Source organism: Pseudoalteromonas sp. NZS127_1 (assembly GCF_015864295.1).
Lineage (GTDB): Bacteria > Pseudomonadota > Gammaproteobacteria > Enterobacterales > Alteromonadaceae > Pseudoalteromonas > Pseudoalteromonas arctica.
This window is the reverse complement of the sequence record NZ_JADYXO010000003.1, coordinates 205,320-220,244: the sequence shown is the minus strand read 5'-3', so window position 1 is coordinate 220,244 and position 14,925 is coordinate 205,320. Positions and strand designations below refer to the sequence as shown.

General features: G+C 40.6%; 14 protein-coding genes. 5 read left to right on the top strand and 9 right to left on the bottom strand.

Features of this window, described 5'->3' with window-relative positions; all coding sequences use genetic code 11:
* Positions 1–39: 39 nt before the first annotated feature.
* Together I6F50_RS05370 and I6F50_RS05365 are read right to left on the bottom strand one after the other, a co-directional pair.
* On the bottom strand, positions 40–1,287 hold the full coding sequence (locus I6F50_RS05370; RefSeq protein ID WP_024593280.1) for a DEAD/DEAH box helicase: 1,248 nt from the start codon (positions 1,285–1,287) through the stop codon (positions 40–42).
* Between the two features lie 176 nt (positions 1,288–1,463).
* A complete protein-coding gene (locus tag I6F50_RS05365) occupies positions 1,464–2,165 on the bottom strand; it encodes a DUF3581 domain-containing protein (RefSeq protein WP_007581602.1) in 702 nt (233 codons plus the stop codon).
* Positions 2,166–2,523: 358 nt separating this feature from the next.
* On the opposite strand from I6F50_RS05365, the gene I6F50_RS05360 reads away from it, so the two are divergent.
* Both I6F50_RS05360 and I6F50_RS05355 read left to right on the top strand, forming a co-directional pair.
* On the top strand, positions 2,524–3,147 hold the full coding sequence (locus I6F50_RS05360) for a CPBP family intramembrane glutamic endopeptidase (RefSeq protein WP_231609597.1): 624 nt from the start codon (positions 2,524–2,526) through the stop codon (positions 3,145–3,147).
* Positions 3,148–3,251: 104 nt separating this feature from the next.
* The gene (locus I6F50_RS05355; protein WP_024593283.1) at positions 3,252–3,644 is read left to right on the top strand and encodes a hypothetical protein; all 393 of its coding nucleotides are present in this window, start codon (positions 3,252–3,254) and stop codon (positions 3,642–3,644) included.
* A 16-nt stretch (positions 3,645–3,660) separates the two neighbouring features.
* Here I6F50_RS05355 and I6F50_RS05350 read toward each other — a convergent pair whose 3' ends face one another.
* The 4 genes from I6F50_RS05350 to proB all read right to left on the bottom strand — a co-directional run bounded on the left by I6F50_RS05350 (position 3,661) and on the right by proB (position 7,234).
* The gene (locus tag I6F50_RS05350; protein ID WP_021032137.1) at positions 3,661–3,960 is read right to left on the bottom strand and encodes a hypothetical protein; all 300 of its coding nucleotides are present in this window, start codon (positions 3,958–3,960) and stop codon (positions 3,661–3,663) included.
* Positions 3,961–4,130: 170 nt separating this feature from the next.
* On the bottom strand, positions 4,131–5,615 hold the full coding sequence (gene gltX, locus I6F50_RS05345; protein ID WP_165727602.1) for a glutamate--tRNA ligase: 1,485 nt from the start codon (positions 5,613–5,615) through the stop codon (positions 4,131–4,133).
* Positions 5,616–5,654: 39 nt separating this feature from the next.
* Positions 5,655–6,014: a glutaredoxin domain-containing protein gene (locus I6F50_RS05340; protein WP_007581591.1), complete on the bottom strand. Its 360-nt coding sequence runs from the start codon at positions 6,012–6,014 to the stop codon at positions 5,655–5,657.
* A 116-nt stretch (positions 6,015–6,130) separates the two neighbouring features.
* Positions 6,131–7,234 (bottom strand): glutamate 5-kinase, encoded by a 1,104-nt coding sequence (gene proB, locus I6F50_RS05335; RefSeq protein WP_197175510.1) that lies wholly within the window; start codon positions 7,232–7,234, stop codon positions 6,131–6,133.
* 125 nt (positions 7,235–7,359) lie between these two features.
* On the opposite strand from proB, the gene I6F50_RS05330 reads away from it, so the two are divergent.
* Positions 7,360–8,319: a DMT family transporter gene (locus I6F50_RS05330; RefSeq protein WP_197175509.1), complete on the top strand. Its 960-nt coding sequence runs from the start codon at positions 7,360–7,362 to the stop codon at positions 8,317–8,319.
* On the opposite strand, the gene I6F50_RS05325 is transcribed toward I6F50_RS05330, so the two are convergent.
* From I6F50_RS05325 to pdsO, 3 genes are read right to left on the bottom strand one after another with little or no spacing between them, the layout of a single operon-like run.
* Complete coding sequence (locus I6F50_RS05325; RefSeq protein WP_165727604.1) at positions 8,214–8,819, bottom strand: class GN sortase; 606 nt, start codon at positions 8,817–8,819, stop codon at positions 8,214–8,216. The genes I6F50_RS05330 and I6F50_RS05325 overlap by 106 nt on opposite strands.
* 17 nt (positions 8,820–8,836) lie before the next feature.
* The gene (locus tag I6F50_RS05320) at positions 8,837–10,858 is read right to left on the bottom strand and encodes a marine proteobacterial sortase target protein (protein ID WP_197175508.1); all 2,022 of its coding nucleotides are present in this window, start codon (positions 10,856–10,858) and stop codon (positions 8,837–8,839) included.
* A 51-nt stretch (positions 10,859–10,909) separates the two neighbouring features.
* Positions 10,910–11,641, bottom strand: a complete 732-nt coding sequence (pdsO, locus tag I6F50_RS05315) for a sortase-associated OmpA-like protein PdsO (RefSeq protein ID WP_182692554.1) — start codon at positions 11,639–11,641, stop codon at positions 10,910–10,912.
* 203 nt (positions 11,642–11,844) lie between these two features.
* Here pdsO and pdsR point away from each other — a divergent pair, with 203 nt between their 5' ends.
* The gene (gene pdsR, locus I6F50_RS05310) at positions 11,845–12,534 is read left to right on the top strand and encodes a proteobacterial dedicated sortase system response regulator (RefSeq protein WP_166420518.1); all 690 of its coding nucleotides are present in this window, start codon (positions 11,845–11,847) and stop codon (positions 12,532–12,534) included.
* Positions 12,534–14,672, top strand: a complete 2,139-nt coding sequence (gene pdsS / locus I6F50_RS05305; protein ID WP_197175498.1) for a proteobacterial dedicated sortase system histidine kinase — start codon at positions 12,534–12,536, stop codon at positions 14,670–14,672. The genes pdsR and pdsS overlap by 1 nt, the downstream gene beginning before the upstream one ends.
* Positions 14,673–14,925: the final 253 nt, after the last annotated feature.

Sequence of the window (14,925 nt, the reverse complement as noted above, 5' to 3'; positions counted from 1 at the left end):
AGTAGCTCCAGTATAGGCAAAAAAGCAAAGTAAAAGCTATTATTTGCGACGTCTACTTGGCTCTCTTTTACCAGTGATACGTTTTTTATCGCGATCTTTTCGCGACTTGTTAGTATTTTTACGATTATCTTTTGGCTTTTTATTAGGATCTGGCTCGTAACCTTCTAACCACTGCGGCGTTAAACGCGTATCGAGTAGTACTTCAATTTCTTCTAGCAGCCATTGCTCATCAAGACTTACCAGCGACATAGCAAGTCCTTGTTCACCAGCACGACCTGTACGGCCAATACGGTGCACGTAATCCTCGGCAATGTAAGGTAGTTCAAAGTTAATTACGTATCTAAGTGTAGAAATATCTAAACCACGCGCAGCTACATCGGTTGCAACAAGTACGCGTGTAATACCTTCTTTAAAGTTTTGCAATGCACGGTCGCGTGCGCCTTGCGATTTGTCGCCATGGATTGATTCGGTTTTTAAACCGTCTTTACACATTTCTTTAGCAAGCTGATCAGCCATTTGTTTTGTGCGAGTAAAAATAAGCACTTGGCGCCAGTTTTTCATACCAATCATGTGCGATACAAGTTCGCGCTTACGATCCTCATCTACAGCGTAAATAACTTGCTCTACTTCAACCGCGGCTGAGTTACGTTTATCAACTTCAATTAGTTCTGGGTTTTTAAGTAACTTTTTACTGAGTTCAAACACGCTGTCATCAAACGTAGCTGAAAATAGTAAAGTTTGGCGATCGCCCGGGATATGTCGCAATATACGTCTAATTTCATCAATAAAGCCCATATCAAGCATGCGGTCAGCTTCGTCAAACACTAAGGAGTCTACACTTGAAAGTACCACACTGCCTTTAACTATATGATCAAGCAAACGCCCAGGTGTTGCCACTATAACTTGCGCTGTTTTAAGTGCTTTTATTTGAGGGCCAATACTTGCGCCACCATAGGCTAAAGCGCCATTGATATTAGTGCCTTGTGCGTACTTTTCAAAGCTTGCAAATACTTGCTGAGCAAGCTCACGGGTTGGCGTTAAAATGACTACACGTGCAAGGCCTTGCTCATCTTTTTTAGGGGTATTTAAAAGCTTATGTAATAAAGGTAAAACAAAGGCGGCAGTTTTACCCGTACCTGTTTGCGCGCTGCCCATTACATCACTTCCGGCTAAAATAGGCGGAATAGTTTTAATCTGAATTGCGGTAGGTTGAGTGTAATTATTTTGCTCAATCGCTGTTAATAATAACGGGTCGAGATTAAGTGATGAGAACGTAGTGGCAGACATAGGCTTAGCTTTAAAATAACAAAGAGCGCTATTGTACGCATATTACTGTACTGCGTAAATTAACCAGTCCAGAAAAGTATTTAATCGTGGTTGCTCACTTTCACTTTAGCGCTAAAACAATAAAAAAGGCGCTAAATAACAGCTGTATTTAGCGCCTTTTATAATTTTATGTAGCTTTAAGCTGGCTTTAGTGTCGCTTTACGCTCGTTGTAAAACGCTATTAAATCGTCAACTGTTGCTTGGCAGTATTCGCGTATACCCGAAACTACCATATGCTTTTCACCACTACCCACTTTAACGCCGTTTTCTAACAGGTTAAAACGAAGTGTAATTTTTCCGCGCTTGCCGGCGTACTCAAAACTAGGCTCTGCAAACTCAAGTTCTGGTGCTGTAATATCAAGATTATCAAGGTTGATAAGCATTGATTCGTAAATGATCATTGGGCGAGCAGGGTTAATCATTACCTCTTGCTTACCCATTAATGGAATAATTACATGCGGGAAAGTAGTACCAGAAAACTCAACATAATTTTTTATTAGGCTATTAGTCAGTGCTGGGCATTGGCTGGTTTTACCTTTGCGCTTTACCTTTAAAATAACTTTTTCGCCATTGGTTACATCAAACTCATCAGCCCCTTCAGGGAAGTTAAGTTTGGTGTTTTCATCAACCATACCGGCAAAAGTAAATTCCATTTGTTCACTAATACCGTAGCGGTCTAGTACCAATGAAAAAAGTAAGTCTCCTGGCGCGCAAAACTTTTTGGCATCTTTGTCGTGAAGTGGATTGTAATCGTCAGCAACGCATTTAGCGAATCGACAACCTTGCTCACGAGAGATAGAAACATAATCAGCATGCTGCTGAAAAAAAGGACTTAACATAGTTTGTTCACTGCTTAAACTGCTTATAACCTATCTATATTACCAGAAAAAAAATACTGAGAGGTCGAATCTGTTAGATTAGTTGCTAAATAAAACAGAGCAATAAAAAACAATGACCTTTTATTTATTAGCGCTATCAATTATATGTGTTTTTCCGTACTGCAAAATATCAATAATGCGGCAACCCCTTTGGCACTACTTACTAGCTTTAAGTGTTGTAAGTGCATATTTTCAAGGTTATATAAATTTATATGCCCTGCTGTTAACCGGGCTTTACGTTGTTTTATACTACTGTGCGCTAAATACAAAGCAGGCAATAATACGCGCTACTTTAAGTACTGTTTTTATAGTTTCCTCATTGGCATTAGCACTTCATTGGATGCCTGGTTTTAATAACCTCCCTATTGTTATAAACGAGCGTATTACAAGCGATGCGATTGCATTTACCCTTTATGCTAATTTTGATAAAGCTATGGCGGGTTTATTTCTTTGTGCTTACTTTTATTCGAATAAAAAAGCTTTAAAAGCAGACTCTAATAAAGCGGGCCCATTAAACGTTAAACAACCCATTTTAATAGTTATTGCTACTGTTTTAGCTACGCTCACTGCGGCTTTAATGCTTGGACTTGTAAGCTTCAACCCTAAGGTTCCTGGCTTTTGGTTAGCCTTTATTGCTATTAATCTTTTATTTACCTGTGTTGCCGAGGAAGCTTTATTTCGAGGTTTACTACAAACTAAGCTTAGCAAAATAATTACACCTACCCGTTTAGCAATACTTGCCCCTGTAATTACTGCAGGTATTTTTGCTTTGGCACATTTTGCTGGAGGAATTAACTATGTATTGGTTTCATTTATTGCCGGCTTGGGGTATGGCTATGTTTTTTATAAAACGCAGCGCTTAGAGTGGGCTATTTTATGCCATTGGTTGGTTAATGTTTGCCACTTCTTTTTGTTTACTTACCCGATGCTCAATAAAATCTAAATACATTTACAAATGCTAACAATTTACTTAGTAGTAAACATTGCCCGCATTTGATTTTGTTAGTAATTTACTATTTCAAATAATAAATTAAGGGACTAATAAATATGCTACGTTTTATAACGGCAATAACAGTGCTCGCCACAATAACGGGTTGTTCAAGCATGACTTATCATACAGATATAGACAACGGCGTTTTATCTCAAGAAATTGGCACCTACGTTAATAAAAGAGATTTACAGCAATTTTATAGCGACCAAGAAGCACACGAAAGTGGCGCTACACTCCTAGGCCGAATAGAAGGTGAAAGCTGTGATGGCGACGGTATGGGTAACAATAATGTAAGCTATAACCGCTCTAAATCAAACGCAATTGATTTACTTAAAGCTGATGCCATGCGCAGAGGCGGAAATGCTTTTACTATTAATTCTTGTAGTGAAACGTCTGTATCGTATTGCGACCTATCTGTTTTATGCACCGGACAGGCCTACGACTATTAATAAGTAAAAGTGCAAATTATATATTAAGCGCAAAGCTAAGTAGTACGCGTTTTCCAGACTCTATTTTAGATACGCTGTGTTCGTACTTATCGGGTCTGAATAAATACACGCGATTAAATAAATTTATAATGCATTTTGAGCATTTAAATACCCCACCCGCTTTAGGTTTTTCTAATACAAAGTTGAGCTTGTAATAGCGCCCTTGCTGCACAGGGTCAATATGGTTCATTACGCTGTGATTAGTTGGGTAAGTAACAAGGTTTATCGAAAATGTATTGCTGCTAAAAATAGCTTTGTTTTTAACGGTTGCAATCATACTGCCTCCTATGAGTTTATATGCCGTATTGTAGCATTGGACTAAGTCTCACTATGGTTTTAAACGAGACTAAAACACCATGACATATAGCCAATAAAACTAATATAAAATGATTAAACACAAAAAAGCCGAGCTTAATAAAGCTCGGCTTTTAAAAGTACGTTTAATAATTATGTACTTGGGTATTCGCGGTACGCACGCTCTATATTTTTAGCCTGCTTTTTAGAAATACCTAAATGGGCAAGTGCTACACGCAAACGAGCACGTGATAAGTCAGACCCTAATATTTCCATTGCATCAAGCACTGACGTACTTGATGTTTTGCCAGTAATTGCAACAAATATTGGCTCTAAAAAGTCTTTAATCTTAAGCTCGTGGAATGTAGCCACTTCTTTTGCAATTGCAAAAATAGCGGGCTTTTCAAAGCTACGTAAACCTTCAAGCTGCCATACAAAAAATTGTAGCGCTTGGCGAATCACGTTTTCGTCTGCTTTTCCGGCTGTTAATAGCGCAGGATCGTAAGTTGGAATACCACCTACAAAGTGCCCTGCAAGCTCAACCATATCCGACAGCGTATTAATACGTGTTTTAACTTCTGGTAATATTTTAGCTAACATTTCGCCGTTAAACTTCCAATCAACAAAGCGCTGAATTAACTGCTCGTCGGTTAGATTTTCACGGATCCACATGCCGTTTAACCAGCTTAATTTATCTACGTCGAATACTGGACCACCAAGCGATACGCGCTTCATGTCGAAGTTTTCAATCATTTCATTGAGTGTGAATTTTTCACGCTCATCAGGCATTGACCAACCCATACGGCCTAAATAGTTAAGCACGGCTTCTGGCAGGTAGCCCATTTCTTTATAGTAGTTAATAGACGTTGGGTTTTTACGCTTAGACAGCTTTGATTTATCTGGGTTACGTAATAACGGTAAGTGACCAAGTACTGGCGCTTCCCAACCAAAATCTTCATAAAGCTTTAATAGCTTAGGCGCTGAGTTAATCCATTCTTCACCACGGAAAATATGGCTAATTTCCATATGGTGGTCATCAACTACGTTCGCTAAAAAGTACGTTGGAAAACCATCTGCTTTTAAAAGTACTTGCATGTCTACGTTTTCCCACGGGATCTCAATTTCATCACGTAGGTAGTCGTTAAACTTAAATGTGCCTTCGCTTGGGATTTTCATACGTATAACGTAAGGTTTGCCTTCAGCTAAGTTTGCTTTAATTTCTTCATCTGTATGGTTTAAACCACGACCGTCATATTTAGGGCGTAGGCCTTCTGCCATTTGCTCTTCACGCATTTGATCAAGCTCTTCGCTTGTTGCAAAGCAGTAAAACGCTTTACCATCGTCAACTAACTGATGCGCGTATTTTTTATATAAATCGCTACGCTCAGATTGACGGTAAGGACCAAATTCGCCACCCACATCAGGACCATGATCCCACTCAAGCCCTAACCAACGTAGGCTATCCATAATCGCAAGTTCAGACTCTGGCGTGCTACGTACTTGGTCTGTATCTTCTATACGAAGTACAAATTCACCGCCTTGTTGTTTAGCAAAACAGTAGTTAAATAAGGCGATATAAGCGGTGCCAAGATGCGGGTCACCAGTTGGCGACGGGGCAACACGGGTGCGAATTGTCATGGTATATTCTCTTTAAATAAGTGAGATAGTAAAAGTGGTTTATGCAGCTACTTTGTTTAAGTAAGCAATAATATCGTTTGATTCATACAGCCATTGTACTTGGCCGTTTTGCTCTATACGCAGGCAAGGCACTTTAACTTTGCCGCCTTGCTCTAATAGCTCTTGACGATATTGCTCATTGTCTTTTGCATCACGCGTTTCTATGTTTAAGCCTTCGCGTTTAATAGCGCGACGTACTTTTACACAAAACGGGCATGCTTTAAATTGATACAGTTTAAATTGTGAGGTTTGCTGATCAAGCTGTGCTTGCTCGTCGCTTGCACGCTTTTTACTGCGAGGAGTAAATACAAAATTAAAGAATAAGATTATACAACCTAAAAACCAACGAACTAATTTCATGTTCTGCGCTCTGCTTACAACAATTTAAGGAGCCAGATTTTAGCACAAATTTACAATCAAAAAAGTGTAATACTGCGAGAATTACACTCAAGTAATTTAATTTAATAAAAGTGCTTCTATAGCAAGACCATATCATCCCTATGAAGTACTTCTGCGCCACTATCGTAATCGAGTAATAGGCCTATTTGACTAGAATGCGCACCCTTTATTTTATTTACCTCGGTGCTACTAAAGCGCGTTAAGCCCCGTGCAATTACTTGATTTTTATTATCTATTAAATCAATTAAATCACCGCGTTCAAAACGTCCAAATGCATTAGTAACGCCTTTAGCGAGTAAGCTAGCGCCTTTATTTTGAAGGGCGCCAATAGCACCTGCATCTATAACAATTTGGCCGGTACTTTTAGGCCCGGCTAGTAACCATTTTTTACGGCCATCTTTTGGGGCGGTGAGTTTTAAAAAACGAGTGCCTGGTAATTCGTCACTCATGCACTTTAAAATAACGTTTTTACCTGCGCCTTTAGCAATAATAACTTCAACGCCTGCGCGCCTTGCAATGTCAGCTGCTTGCAGTTTAGTTGCCATGCCGCCAGTGCCTAAACTTGTACCACTGCCACCAGCAAGTTGGCGTAATTCATCGTTTATATGTGTAACTTCACCAATGAGGGTAGCATTGGCATTGGTGCGCGGATCGCTGGTAAATAGCCCTTCTTGATCGGTTAGCAGTAATAATTTATTAGCATTAGCCAAAATAGCGACAAGTGCCGATAAGTTATCGTTATCGCCTACTTTTATTTCGCTGGTAGCGACTGCGTCGTTTTCGTTAATAATAGGCACAACGTCGTAATTTAATAATGCTGTGAGTGTATCGCGGGCATTAAGGTATCGCTCTCTGTCGTTTACATCAGCGCGAGTTAGCAGCATTTGCCCTACATTTACCCCATATAAAGCAAATAAGCTCTGCCAAATATGAATAAGTTGACCTTGTCCAATTGCAGCAAGCATTTGTTTATCAATTAAGCTCCTGCCACAGGGTTTTAATAGTTGTTCGCGCCCAGCAGCTACCGCGCCGCTCGATACTAAAACAACCTGGTGGCCTTGCTTTTTAAGCTCGCAGCATTGGCGTACTAATTCAACCATGTGTGCTTTATCTAGTTTATCGGTGCCGCCAGTAAGTACGCTTGTACCAAGCTTTACAACTATTACCTGTTCCCTTTGCATGTGCATGTGCTTTTTGCTACTGATTAATTAAAGATGAATTAATTTATACCAGCTCGGTATTTTTGAACAAGTTAAAAATATTCATGCTAGGATCTGATTTTATTAAATTATGTAAATTACTCTCTATGCCTGCCAGTTTATGTTTAATTATTGCCACCTTTTTATGGGGCAGCTCTTTTATAGCGCTCAAATACGCCATTGCTATTTACGACCCTGCATTGGTAATATTTTTACGCATGCTCACCACGTTAGTTTTGTCGCTTTGTTTATGGCGCTACGTTATTCGGTTTGAGTATTTAAAAGGTGACTGGAAGTATTTAGTGGGTATGTCGCTTGCTGAGCCTTGCTTGTACTTTTTATTTGAAGGCCATGCAATGGAATACACGTCAGCCTCGCAGGCCGGTGTTATTGTGTCGTGCTTGCCTATTATTATTGCTCTGCTTGCCTTTTTATTGCTTAAAGAATACATAAGTAAATCCATCGTGGTCGGTTTTACTTTGTGTATTGGCGGCAGTATTTTACTTACGCTTCTTTCACCCAATTCTGAGCAGGCACCTAATCCGTTGTTGGGTAACTTTTTAGAGCTTATGGCTATGGTGTGCGCTGCATTTTATACCGTAAGTATTAAACATTTAGCTAATCGCTACTCGCCCCTGACTTTAATTGCGTTGCAAGGTATTAGCGGCAGCTTGTTTTTTGCGCCATTTTTGTTTTTTATCGACCTACCAAGCGAAAACCAACACGACTTAACCGCGCTTATGAGCATTTTGTATTTAGGCTCGTGTGTAACTCTTGGCGGGTATGGCATGTACAACTATGCAATTAGTAAAGTATCGGTATTAACCGCTGCTGCGTACTCTAATTTAATTCCTATTTTTACACTTATTTTGTCAGCTATTATTTTGGGCGAAGTGCTCAACGTTTGGCAATGGCTGAGCATATTTGTGGTATTTATTGGCGTAATGATAAGCCAGCGCCATCAAGAGCTCGTGGTTGATATACCGCTTAGCGAATCGGGCGAAGACATTTGCGCAGATACAAGCAATCTTAAATCAGTACCCGAGGCAAGCGAATCAAAAGGATAACAGGTAAGCAAATACAGCCCAGGTGTTTGTAAAAATGAGTTTTGGGATTGATGAATAACCTCAATCCCCGTTACTTTATAATTTTGTATCACCCCACTTTGCAGCTGCAAAGTAAACGCTTCCCCCACTTTTGCGTTTTGTAAAAATGCAAAGTGGGTGTCGTTATGCCCTGCTATTAGCGCGCCTTTTTCGTTTCCAAATTCTTTTCCGCCAAGCTCCCCTGCGGGTAAAAATTGGCTAGGCGCAAATGCTAAATTACGACCACTCGCTCCAGCCAATACGCTTAATGTTTTATTATGGCTTGGCCAATCAAGCTTTGCAGTAACGTAGCTGTCGGCGTAATACCACGGCCTTACTTTAATCCCGGGTGATTTAAGTGCCTCTTGCCATGCCTGTTCAATTAATACTTGAGCAAGCCACGCTTTTGCCTGCATATAAGTACCGTGACCAAATAATCCAAGCCCAGCTATTAGTAAGCCCACGCTTAGCCACCTTTTCATTTTAAGTCTCTTTTCATTTAGGGATTCGCTCTGTGTTTAAATTTAAGAGCGCCAAATCCTAATAATAAAATACAGCCTAATAATATGTGCAGCCTACTTTGCCCATCTGTTTGTGGTAAACGCATCGCCATACCTTGTGGTACTGCATTAGTAGCTTGCGCCGTTTGCTCTGCCACTTCTTTTATTTGAGTTTGTTCAATCGCTATAAAAGCAGTAAACGGGCTAAGTAATTGATGAGTAAGTGCAAGCTCCTGTACTTCATCTTTAACGGTATTTTGCTCGTTGTATAAAAGTAATGACTTAATTTTTTGGCGCGCCCACAGTTTTGCTATACCTTGAGCGCTTGAGCTATTTTGTGTACTTAATTTAATACTTAAAGGCCCTTGTGCTGTTTGCCCAGCAAGTACCACACTTTTAGCATTATTAAGTTTTATAGCGACCATGATAGGCTCGCCAAAATATAAATCAGGTAGTGGTGATGGCCAAAAATCTAAGTTGTTACCGCTTTCATCGCTTAGCGCCAAATTAGTAATAGCCGGATGTGCAAGCTTATCAAACAACTGCTGCATTTTAGGTTGTACCTCGCTTGTGCTGCCTATAAACGTAAATGAGCCCTTACCTACATCTGCCGCTCGGCGCATAAAAAAGCTGTTAGGTGCGCTGCCAATACCTACCGTAAATAAGCGGCTATCGCCTAATTTACTTTGAATGTTTTTAAACAATACGTCTTCATTACTTACACTGCCATCAGTTAAAAATACAACTTGGCGTACAAAACCATCAAACTCGCTGCCATCAAGTACGGCATTAAGCGCACCTTGTATTTCAGTGCCGCCGTCGGCTGCTAGGCTATAAATAAATCGCTCTGCACGGCGTAAATTAAAGTCACTGGCTATTAGTGGTTTATCGCTCATTGGAGTCACTATGTTGTCAAAACCAATAATATTAAAACTGTCGTCGCTATCAAGTAATGAAAGCGCATAAAACAAGGCTTTTTTAGCTTGCTCCATAGATTGCCCGTGCATCGAGCCAGACGTATCAACGACAAATACCATTTCGCGAGGTAATCGCTGCGTTTGTGTAAAGTGATCCCCTGGAGGCATTAGCATAGCAAGCCCGTATCGGTCGCCATTTTCAAACTGCTGAGTAAAAAATGCAGCTTGAGCTTGCTCTTTTTGCAGCGGTTTAAACTCAAACACAAAGTCGCGATTAACTGCATTTGTCTCATTTAACGCTATTTTATATTGCCCAAACGCAGTGTTTTGTACATCAACATTATGAAACTTAGAATTGATATCCACCAGTTCTAAGCCGACGTCTATATCAATGTTTAAACTAAATTGGCTGCTTGGTACGTTATCAGTTTGAGTACTATCTTGAGTGATATTTTGAGTGCTGTAAACAGGGCTTAACCAGCCTGTTGGCGCTGGATTAAATGCTGTTTTTTCGGTATTACTTTGCTCAACTTCACCACTAATAGCGTGATAACGCGGTGTAATGGTAGTAGGAAACCTAATAGCAAATGTGCCGCTGCTGTAGTCAATTATTTCTTGATACTCAAGCTCAATAATTACTTGCTCACCTGGGCCAATGTTTGCCACATTAGTAATAAACATATTAGCGCGTTGCTGGCGTACAAGGGCCGCCTGCTTACCTGCTTTTTTAGCCTCCTCATATTTCTTTTCGGCTTCCACTTTTTTATCAATTTGGCCTTTAATGATTCGCTCACCAATGTGCATGGTCATGGCATGCACGGCGCTTTCATCAGGCAATGGAAAAACGTAGCGCGCATTAACTGCAAACGGGTTTTCGTTTTGATAGGTTTGCGTTACTACAACGTGATTAATCAGGCCAGTTAAGGTCATATTGGCGTCGCTTTTTAATATTATTGCGGGGCCTGCTGGTGCACCATTGCTATCAAAAAGCTCTAACTTGGGTGATTGTGCATGGCTTTTAAAGCTTGCTAACATCACAAATATATTTAGTATAAAAAGGCTTACCCATTTAAGGGTAAGCACTTTGGTTGGTTTACTCAATATCAACATAAATCACTCCATCGAACGCTTAGCTTTACTTAAATTCAGTTAGGTTTAGTTACTCGCCGTTTGGCCATTTACACTATTCATTGAGCGAGTGGTAAGCGTTACGCGTCTATCAAAAAAGTTATCTTCCACCGTGTTGCTGTTAGCTAATGTTTGTTGCTCACCAAATGCCTGCGTGCTCAAGCGTTTGTGGCTCACACCGTGTTTTATTAAATAGCTTTGCACCGCATTTACACGCGCTTTAGAAAGTAAAAGGTTAGCTTGCTCATCGCCGCGCTGATCGGCAAAGCCACTTAAATCAAGCGCGAGTTGTGGTTGGTTGTTTAAAAGTGTAACGAGTTGGTCTAACTGCAGTGCAAAATGCGGAGCAATAACACTTGAACCTGTTTTAAATTGCACCGTCATCGCCAATAAGTTATTAATTTGAACTTGAGTTAATTGCTCATTTTGATTGGCAAGTACCTCTAACTGTTGCTCTAACATATTGTTGTGGTTAAGTACGTGTTGGTAATCGCTGGTTTTTTCTTTCATTACCGTAATGGCACGCTCTTGCTCTGCAATTTTGTTATCAGCTACTTTTGAATCGCCTATTAAGCCACCGGCAAATGCCCCAATAAACGCACCAATTGGCCCGCCTACTACGCCGCCAATAATAGCGCCTGCACCTAAACCAATAGCCGTTTCTTTATGGGCTTCTTTTGATGGTGTGTTAGATGTTGAAGCAATTGCTGGAGTACAAAAACTAGCAATCAGTGTTAACGCAATTAATGTCTTCTTCATGATTTTATCCTTAAACTTACTTTAAATTTGTGATGTTTTGTTTTGATGGCTCTATTAAAACAAGTTCAAGTGGCAACAAAGGGGAGCAAAAATGGCAAACTGCTGAGCAATTGTGGCAAAAAAATGGCAATTGCCTTTTTAAGCGTACTTAGCTTAAAAACTTCGTTATAGTGCACAACAGAGCCGATAGGATAATGATTAGAATGAAAAAAATAGCCATCGTTGAAGATGAACCCGCAATCCGCGAAAACTATATAGAGATGCTTAGCGCACAGGGCTACCAAGTGAGTGGCTTTGCAGATCGCGTCAGCGCAGAAGCTGAATTTAAAAATGCCCTACCCGATTTAGCCATTGTTGATATTGGCCTAGGCCATGAAATAGATGGGGGGTTTTTACTGTGCCAAACATTGCGTTCGCTTTCTAAAACACTGCCTATTATTTTTTTAACCGCCCGCGATAGCGAAATAGATACCGTATGCGGCCTGCGCATGGGCGCCGACGACTACCTAACAAAAGATATAAGCTTGGCTCACTTGGCTGCACGTATTGGTGCACTATTTCGCCGAATGGAAGCACTTGAACAACCCGCTGATGCAAATGCACTTATAACACGCGGGCAGTTAACGCTCGACACGCAACGTATGCAGGTATTTTGGCAACAACAACTCGTTGATTTAACCGTAACCGAATTTTGGATGCTGCATTCACTCGCCCAGCGACCCGGCCATGTTAAAAGCCGTAACGAATTAATGAGCGATGCAAAAATTTACGTAGACGACAGCACAATTACCTCGCACGTAAAACGTATTCGTAAAAAGTTTGTAGCACTCGATGACGCCTTTGATTGTATAGATACCGTGTATGGCATGGGCTACAGGTGGGAACAACACTAATGCTACGATTTGGCCTGCGCAGTAAATTTATATTACTTTCATGTTTTTTGTTTTTGCTACCGTGGCTTGGCTACGAGTACGTATGGGAAATGGAAAAGTTTTTACGCCAAGGCCAAGAAAAAACCCTCGTAGGCACCACTCGAGCCCTTGCCACTGCATTACATGAGCGCCCCGCATTATTTGACGAACAAACCAACTTTTTAGACCAAGTAGTAAAAGGGCGCGATTTATACGCTTATAATCTTAAAAACCCTATTCAATTAGACGGTAAACTCACCGATTGGGACAGCTACCAACCACTATTTTGGCATTACGATAAACGCTACTTACAAAAAACAAACAGTACTCATAAAGCCAGCGACTTGTCGTTTGATCACATGGTGGGAAAATTTGATAACTACTTATATGCGCTATTTAAAGTAACTGACGACACGCTTATCTATCGCGCTAAAAATAGCTTAAGTATTACCAATAATGATTATTTAAAAATTGGCCTAAAAACGCCTGACGGCCAATTTAATACCTACATTATTGCCCCGCGCCAAAACGGTTGGGTTAATGCGTTTGATGCTAAAACCAAAATACCTTTTACAAAAATTCAGGGTTATTTTGAAAGTACCGAATCAGGTTATAACGTAGAGCTGCGCTTTCCTATTAACATGCTGGGCAACAAACTTGGCTTTGCCATTGTTGACATTGATAGTAAAGAGGCATTGTTAGAGCCTAAAATAATGTCGACCTCAAACTTAAATAACCCAAACGATTTAGGCTCGGTACTCGTACCTTCCCCAGAAATCAGCCGTATTTTAAAAGGCATGGGCCACAGTGGCAGCCGTATTTGGGTAGTCGATAATCATCATCGGGTATTGGCACAAACCGGCACTATTCAAAATGCCGATGGCGTATGGGCTGATGGACTTGCTAACCAGGCTCCCGAGACGTGGTGGCAGCGCTTTGAGCAAAATTACTTGCACCCAATTTACTATAAAATATTAACGCGCCCAGAAAACGAGTTTTTAGATACCCTGCACGATGTAGCTTCTATGCAAGGCACGCACTTAGCAAAGGCATTAAAAGGCCAACCTGCATCGTCTTGGCGCTTAACCCCTGACAGCAAAGCCGTTATTTTATCGGCCGCTTACCCTATTTGGATTCAAGATCAAGTAATTGGCGCGGTAATAGCAGAGGAAACCACAAACGGCGTACGTACGCTGCGTAATAAATCACTCGAAAAACTCTTTAACGTTATTTTAGCTGTGATGCTAATTGGTACTGTCACCTTGTTCTTTTTTGCCTCACGTATATCGAACCGAATTAGGCGGCTGCGCGATACAGCTGAGCAAGCAATTGATGCACAAGGGCGTGTTACCGGCAGTATTAATTACAGCGATGCTAACGATGAAATTGGCGATCTGTCGCGTAGTTTTTCAAACATTGTTAGTCGACTTGGTGGCTATACCGATTACTTAGAAAATATGTCGTCGCGGTTGTCACATGAGCTGCGCACGCCTGTTGCCGTAGTACGCTCGTCACTCGAGAACTTACAAAGCTTGCCACAGAACGAGCTGAGTCAAAAATACCTCGATCGCGCCAGCGAAGGCGTTGAACGCTTAGGTAAAATAATAACCACCATGAGCGAAGCCACTCGCCTTGAGCAAAGCATTCAAAGCAACGAACCTGAACCTTTTGATTTACAAAAAGTAATAAATGGCTGCATGCAAGGCTATCAGCTTACTTACCTAAACCAGTTATTTACGCTTGATGTATGCCAAAACAAATTACCTATGCAGGGTGCACCGGAGTTTATAGCTCAGCTGCTTGATAAACTTATTAATAACGCGCTGGAGTTTAGTGAGGCCAATACAGCTATTAATGTAGGCCTTAAGCAAAGCGAAAATAAAGCAATATTAACAGTGAGTAACACAGGCCCCGCGTTACCCGAAGGATTAACTGAGCATATTTTTGACTCTATGGTGTCGGTACGTAGCCAGCAAATGCAGCAACAGCCACATTTGGGGTTAGGTCTTTATATTGTAAGGCTGGTGTGCGACTACCATAAAGGCAGTGTAACAGCGCAAAACAACGAACAAGGTGATGGTGTCGTATTTACCGTAACACTGCCGTTAGTAAATGGTTAAGGCTGTATTTATACCGTTATATTTGTACCGTTATATTTATAGCCACAGCATTATATGCAAATAGTAAGTACGCAATAAGTTAAATTCAGCTGTATATTTTTAGTTAAAAAGAGTTACTTTAATTTACCTTAACTCCATATAAATTAACAAATAAACCCCTCTCATCCCTCAAAACCTGCCGGTTACAATTTAGTACAACTTCAAATGTAACTATTCACTTTTAATTCAGTCGAATGACCATACCCTACATCAT

Bases quoted from the DNA above. Each gene is read 5' to 3' on its own strand.
- I6F50_RS05340 (WP_007581591.1), bottom strand. From the start codon at position 6,014: ATGAAATTAGTTCGTTGGTTTTTAGGTTGTATAATCTTATTCTTTAAT.
- pdsR (WP_166420518.1), top strand. From the start codon at position 11,845: ATGAAAAAAATAGCCATCGTTGAAGATGAACCCGCAATCCGCGAAAAC.
- proB (WP_197175510.1), bottom strand. From the start codon at position 7,234: ATGCAAAGGGAACAGGTAATAGTTGTAAAGCTTGGTACAAGCGTACTT.
- pdsS (WP_197175498.1), top strand. From the start codon at position 12,534: ATGCTACGATTTGGCCTGCGCAGTAAATTTATATTACTTTCATGTTTT.
- I6F50_RS05355 (WP_024593283.1), top strand. From the start codon at position 3,252: ATGCTACGTTTTATAACGGCAATAACAGTGCTCGCCACAATAACGGGT.
- gltX (WP_165727602.1), bottom strand. From the start codon at position 5,615: ATGACAATTCGCACCCGTGTTGCCCCGTCGCCAACTGGTGACCCGCAT.
- I6F50_RS05350 (WP_021032137.1), bottom strand. From the start codon at position 3,960: ATGATTGCAACCGTTAAAAACAAAGCTATTTTTAGCAGCAATACATTT.
- I6F50_RS05365 (WP_007581602.1), bottom strand. From the start codon at position 2,165: ATGTTAAGTCCTTTTTTTCAGCAGCATGCTGATTATGTTTCTATCTCT.
- I6F50_RS05370 (WP_024593280.1), bottom strand. From the start codon at position 1,287: ATGTCTGCCACTACGTTCTCATCACTTAATCTCGACCCGTTATTATTA.
- I6F50_RS05330 (WP_197175509.1), top strand. From the start codon at position 7,360: ATGCCTGCCAGTTTATGTTTAATTATTGCCACCTTTTTATGGGGCAGC.
- I6F50_RS05325 (WP_165727604.1), bottom strand. From the start codon at position 8,819: ATGAAAAGGTGGCTAAGCGTGGGCTTACTAATAGCTGGGCTTGGATTA.
- pdsO (WP_182692554.1), bottom strand. From the start codon at position 11,641: ATGAAGAAGACATTAATTGCGTTAACACTGATTGCTAGTTTTTGTACT.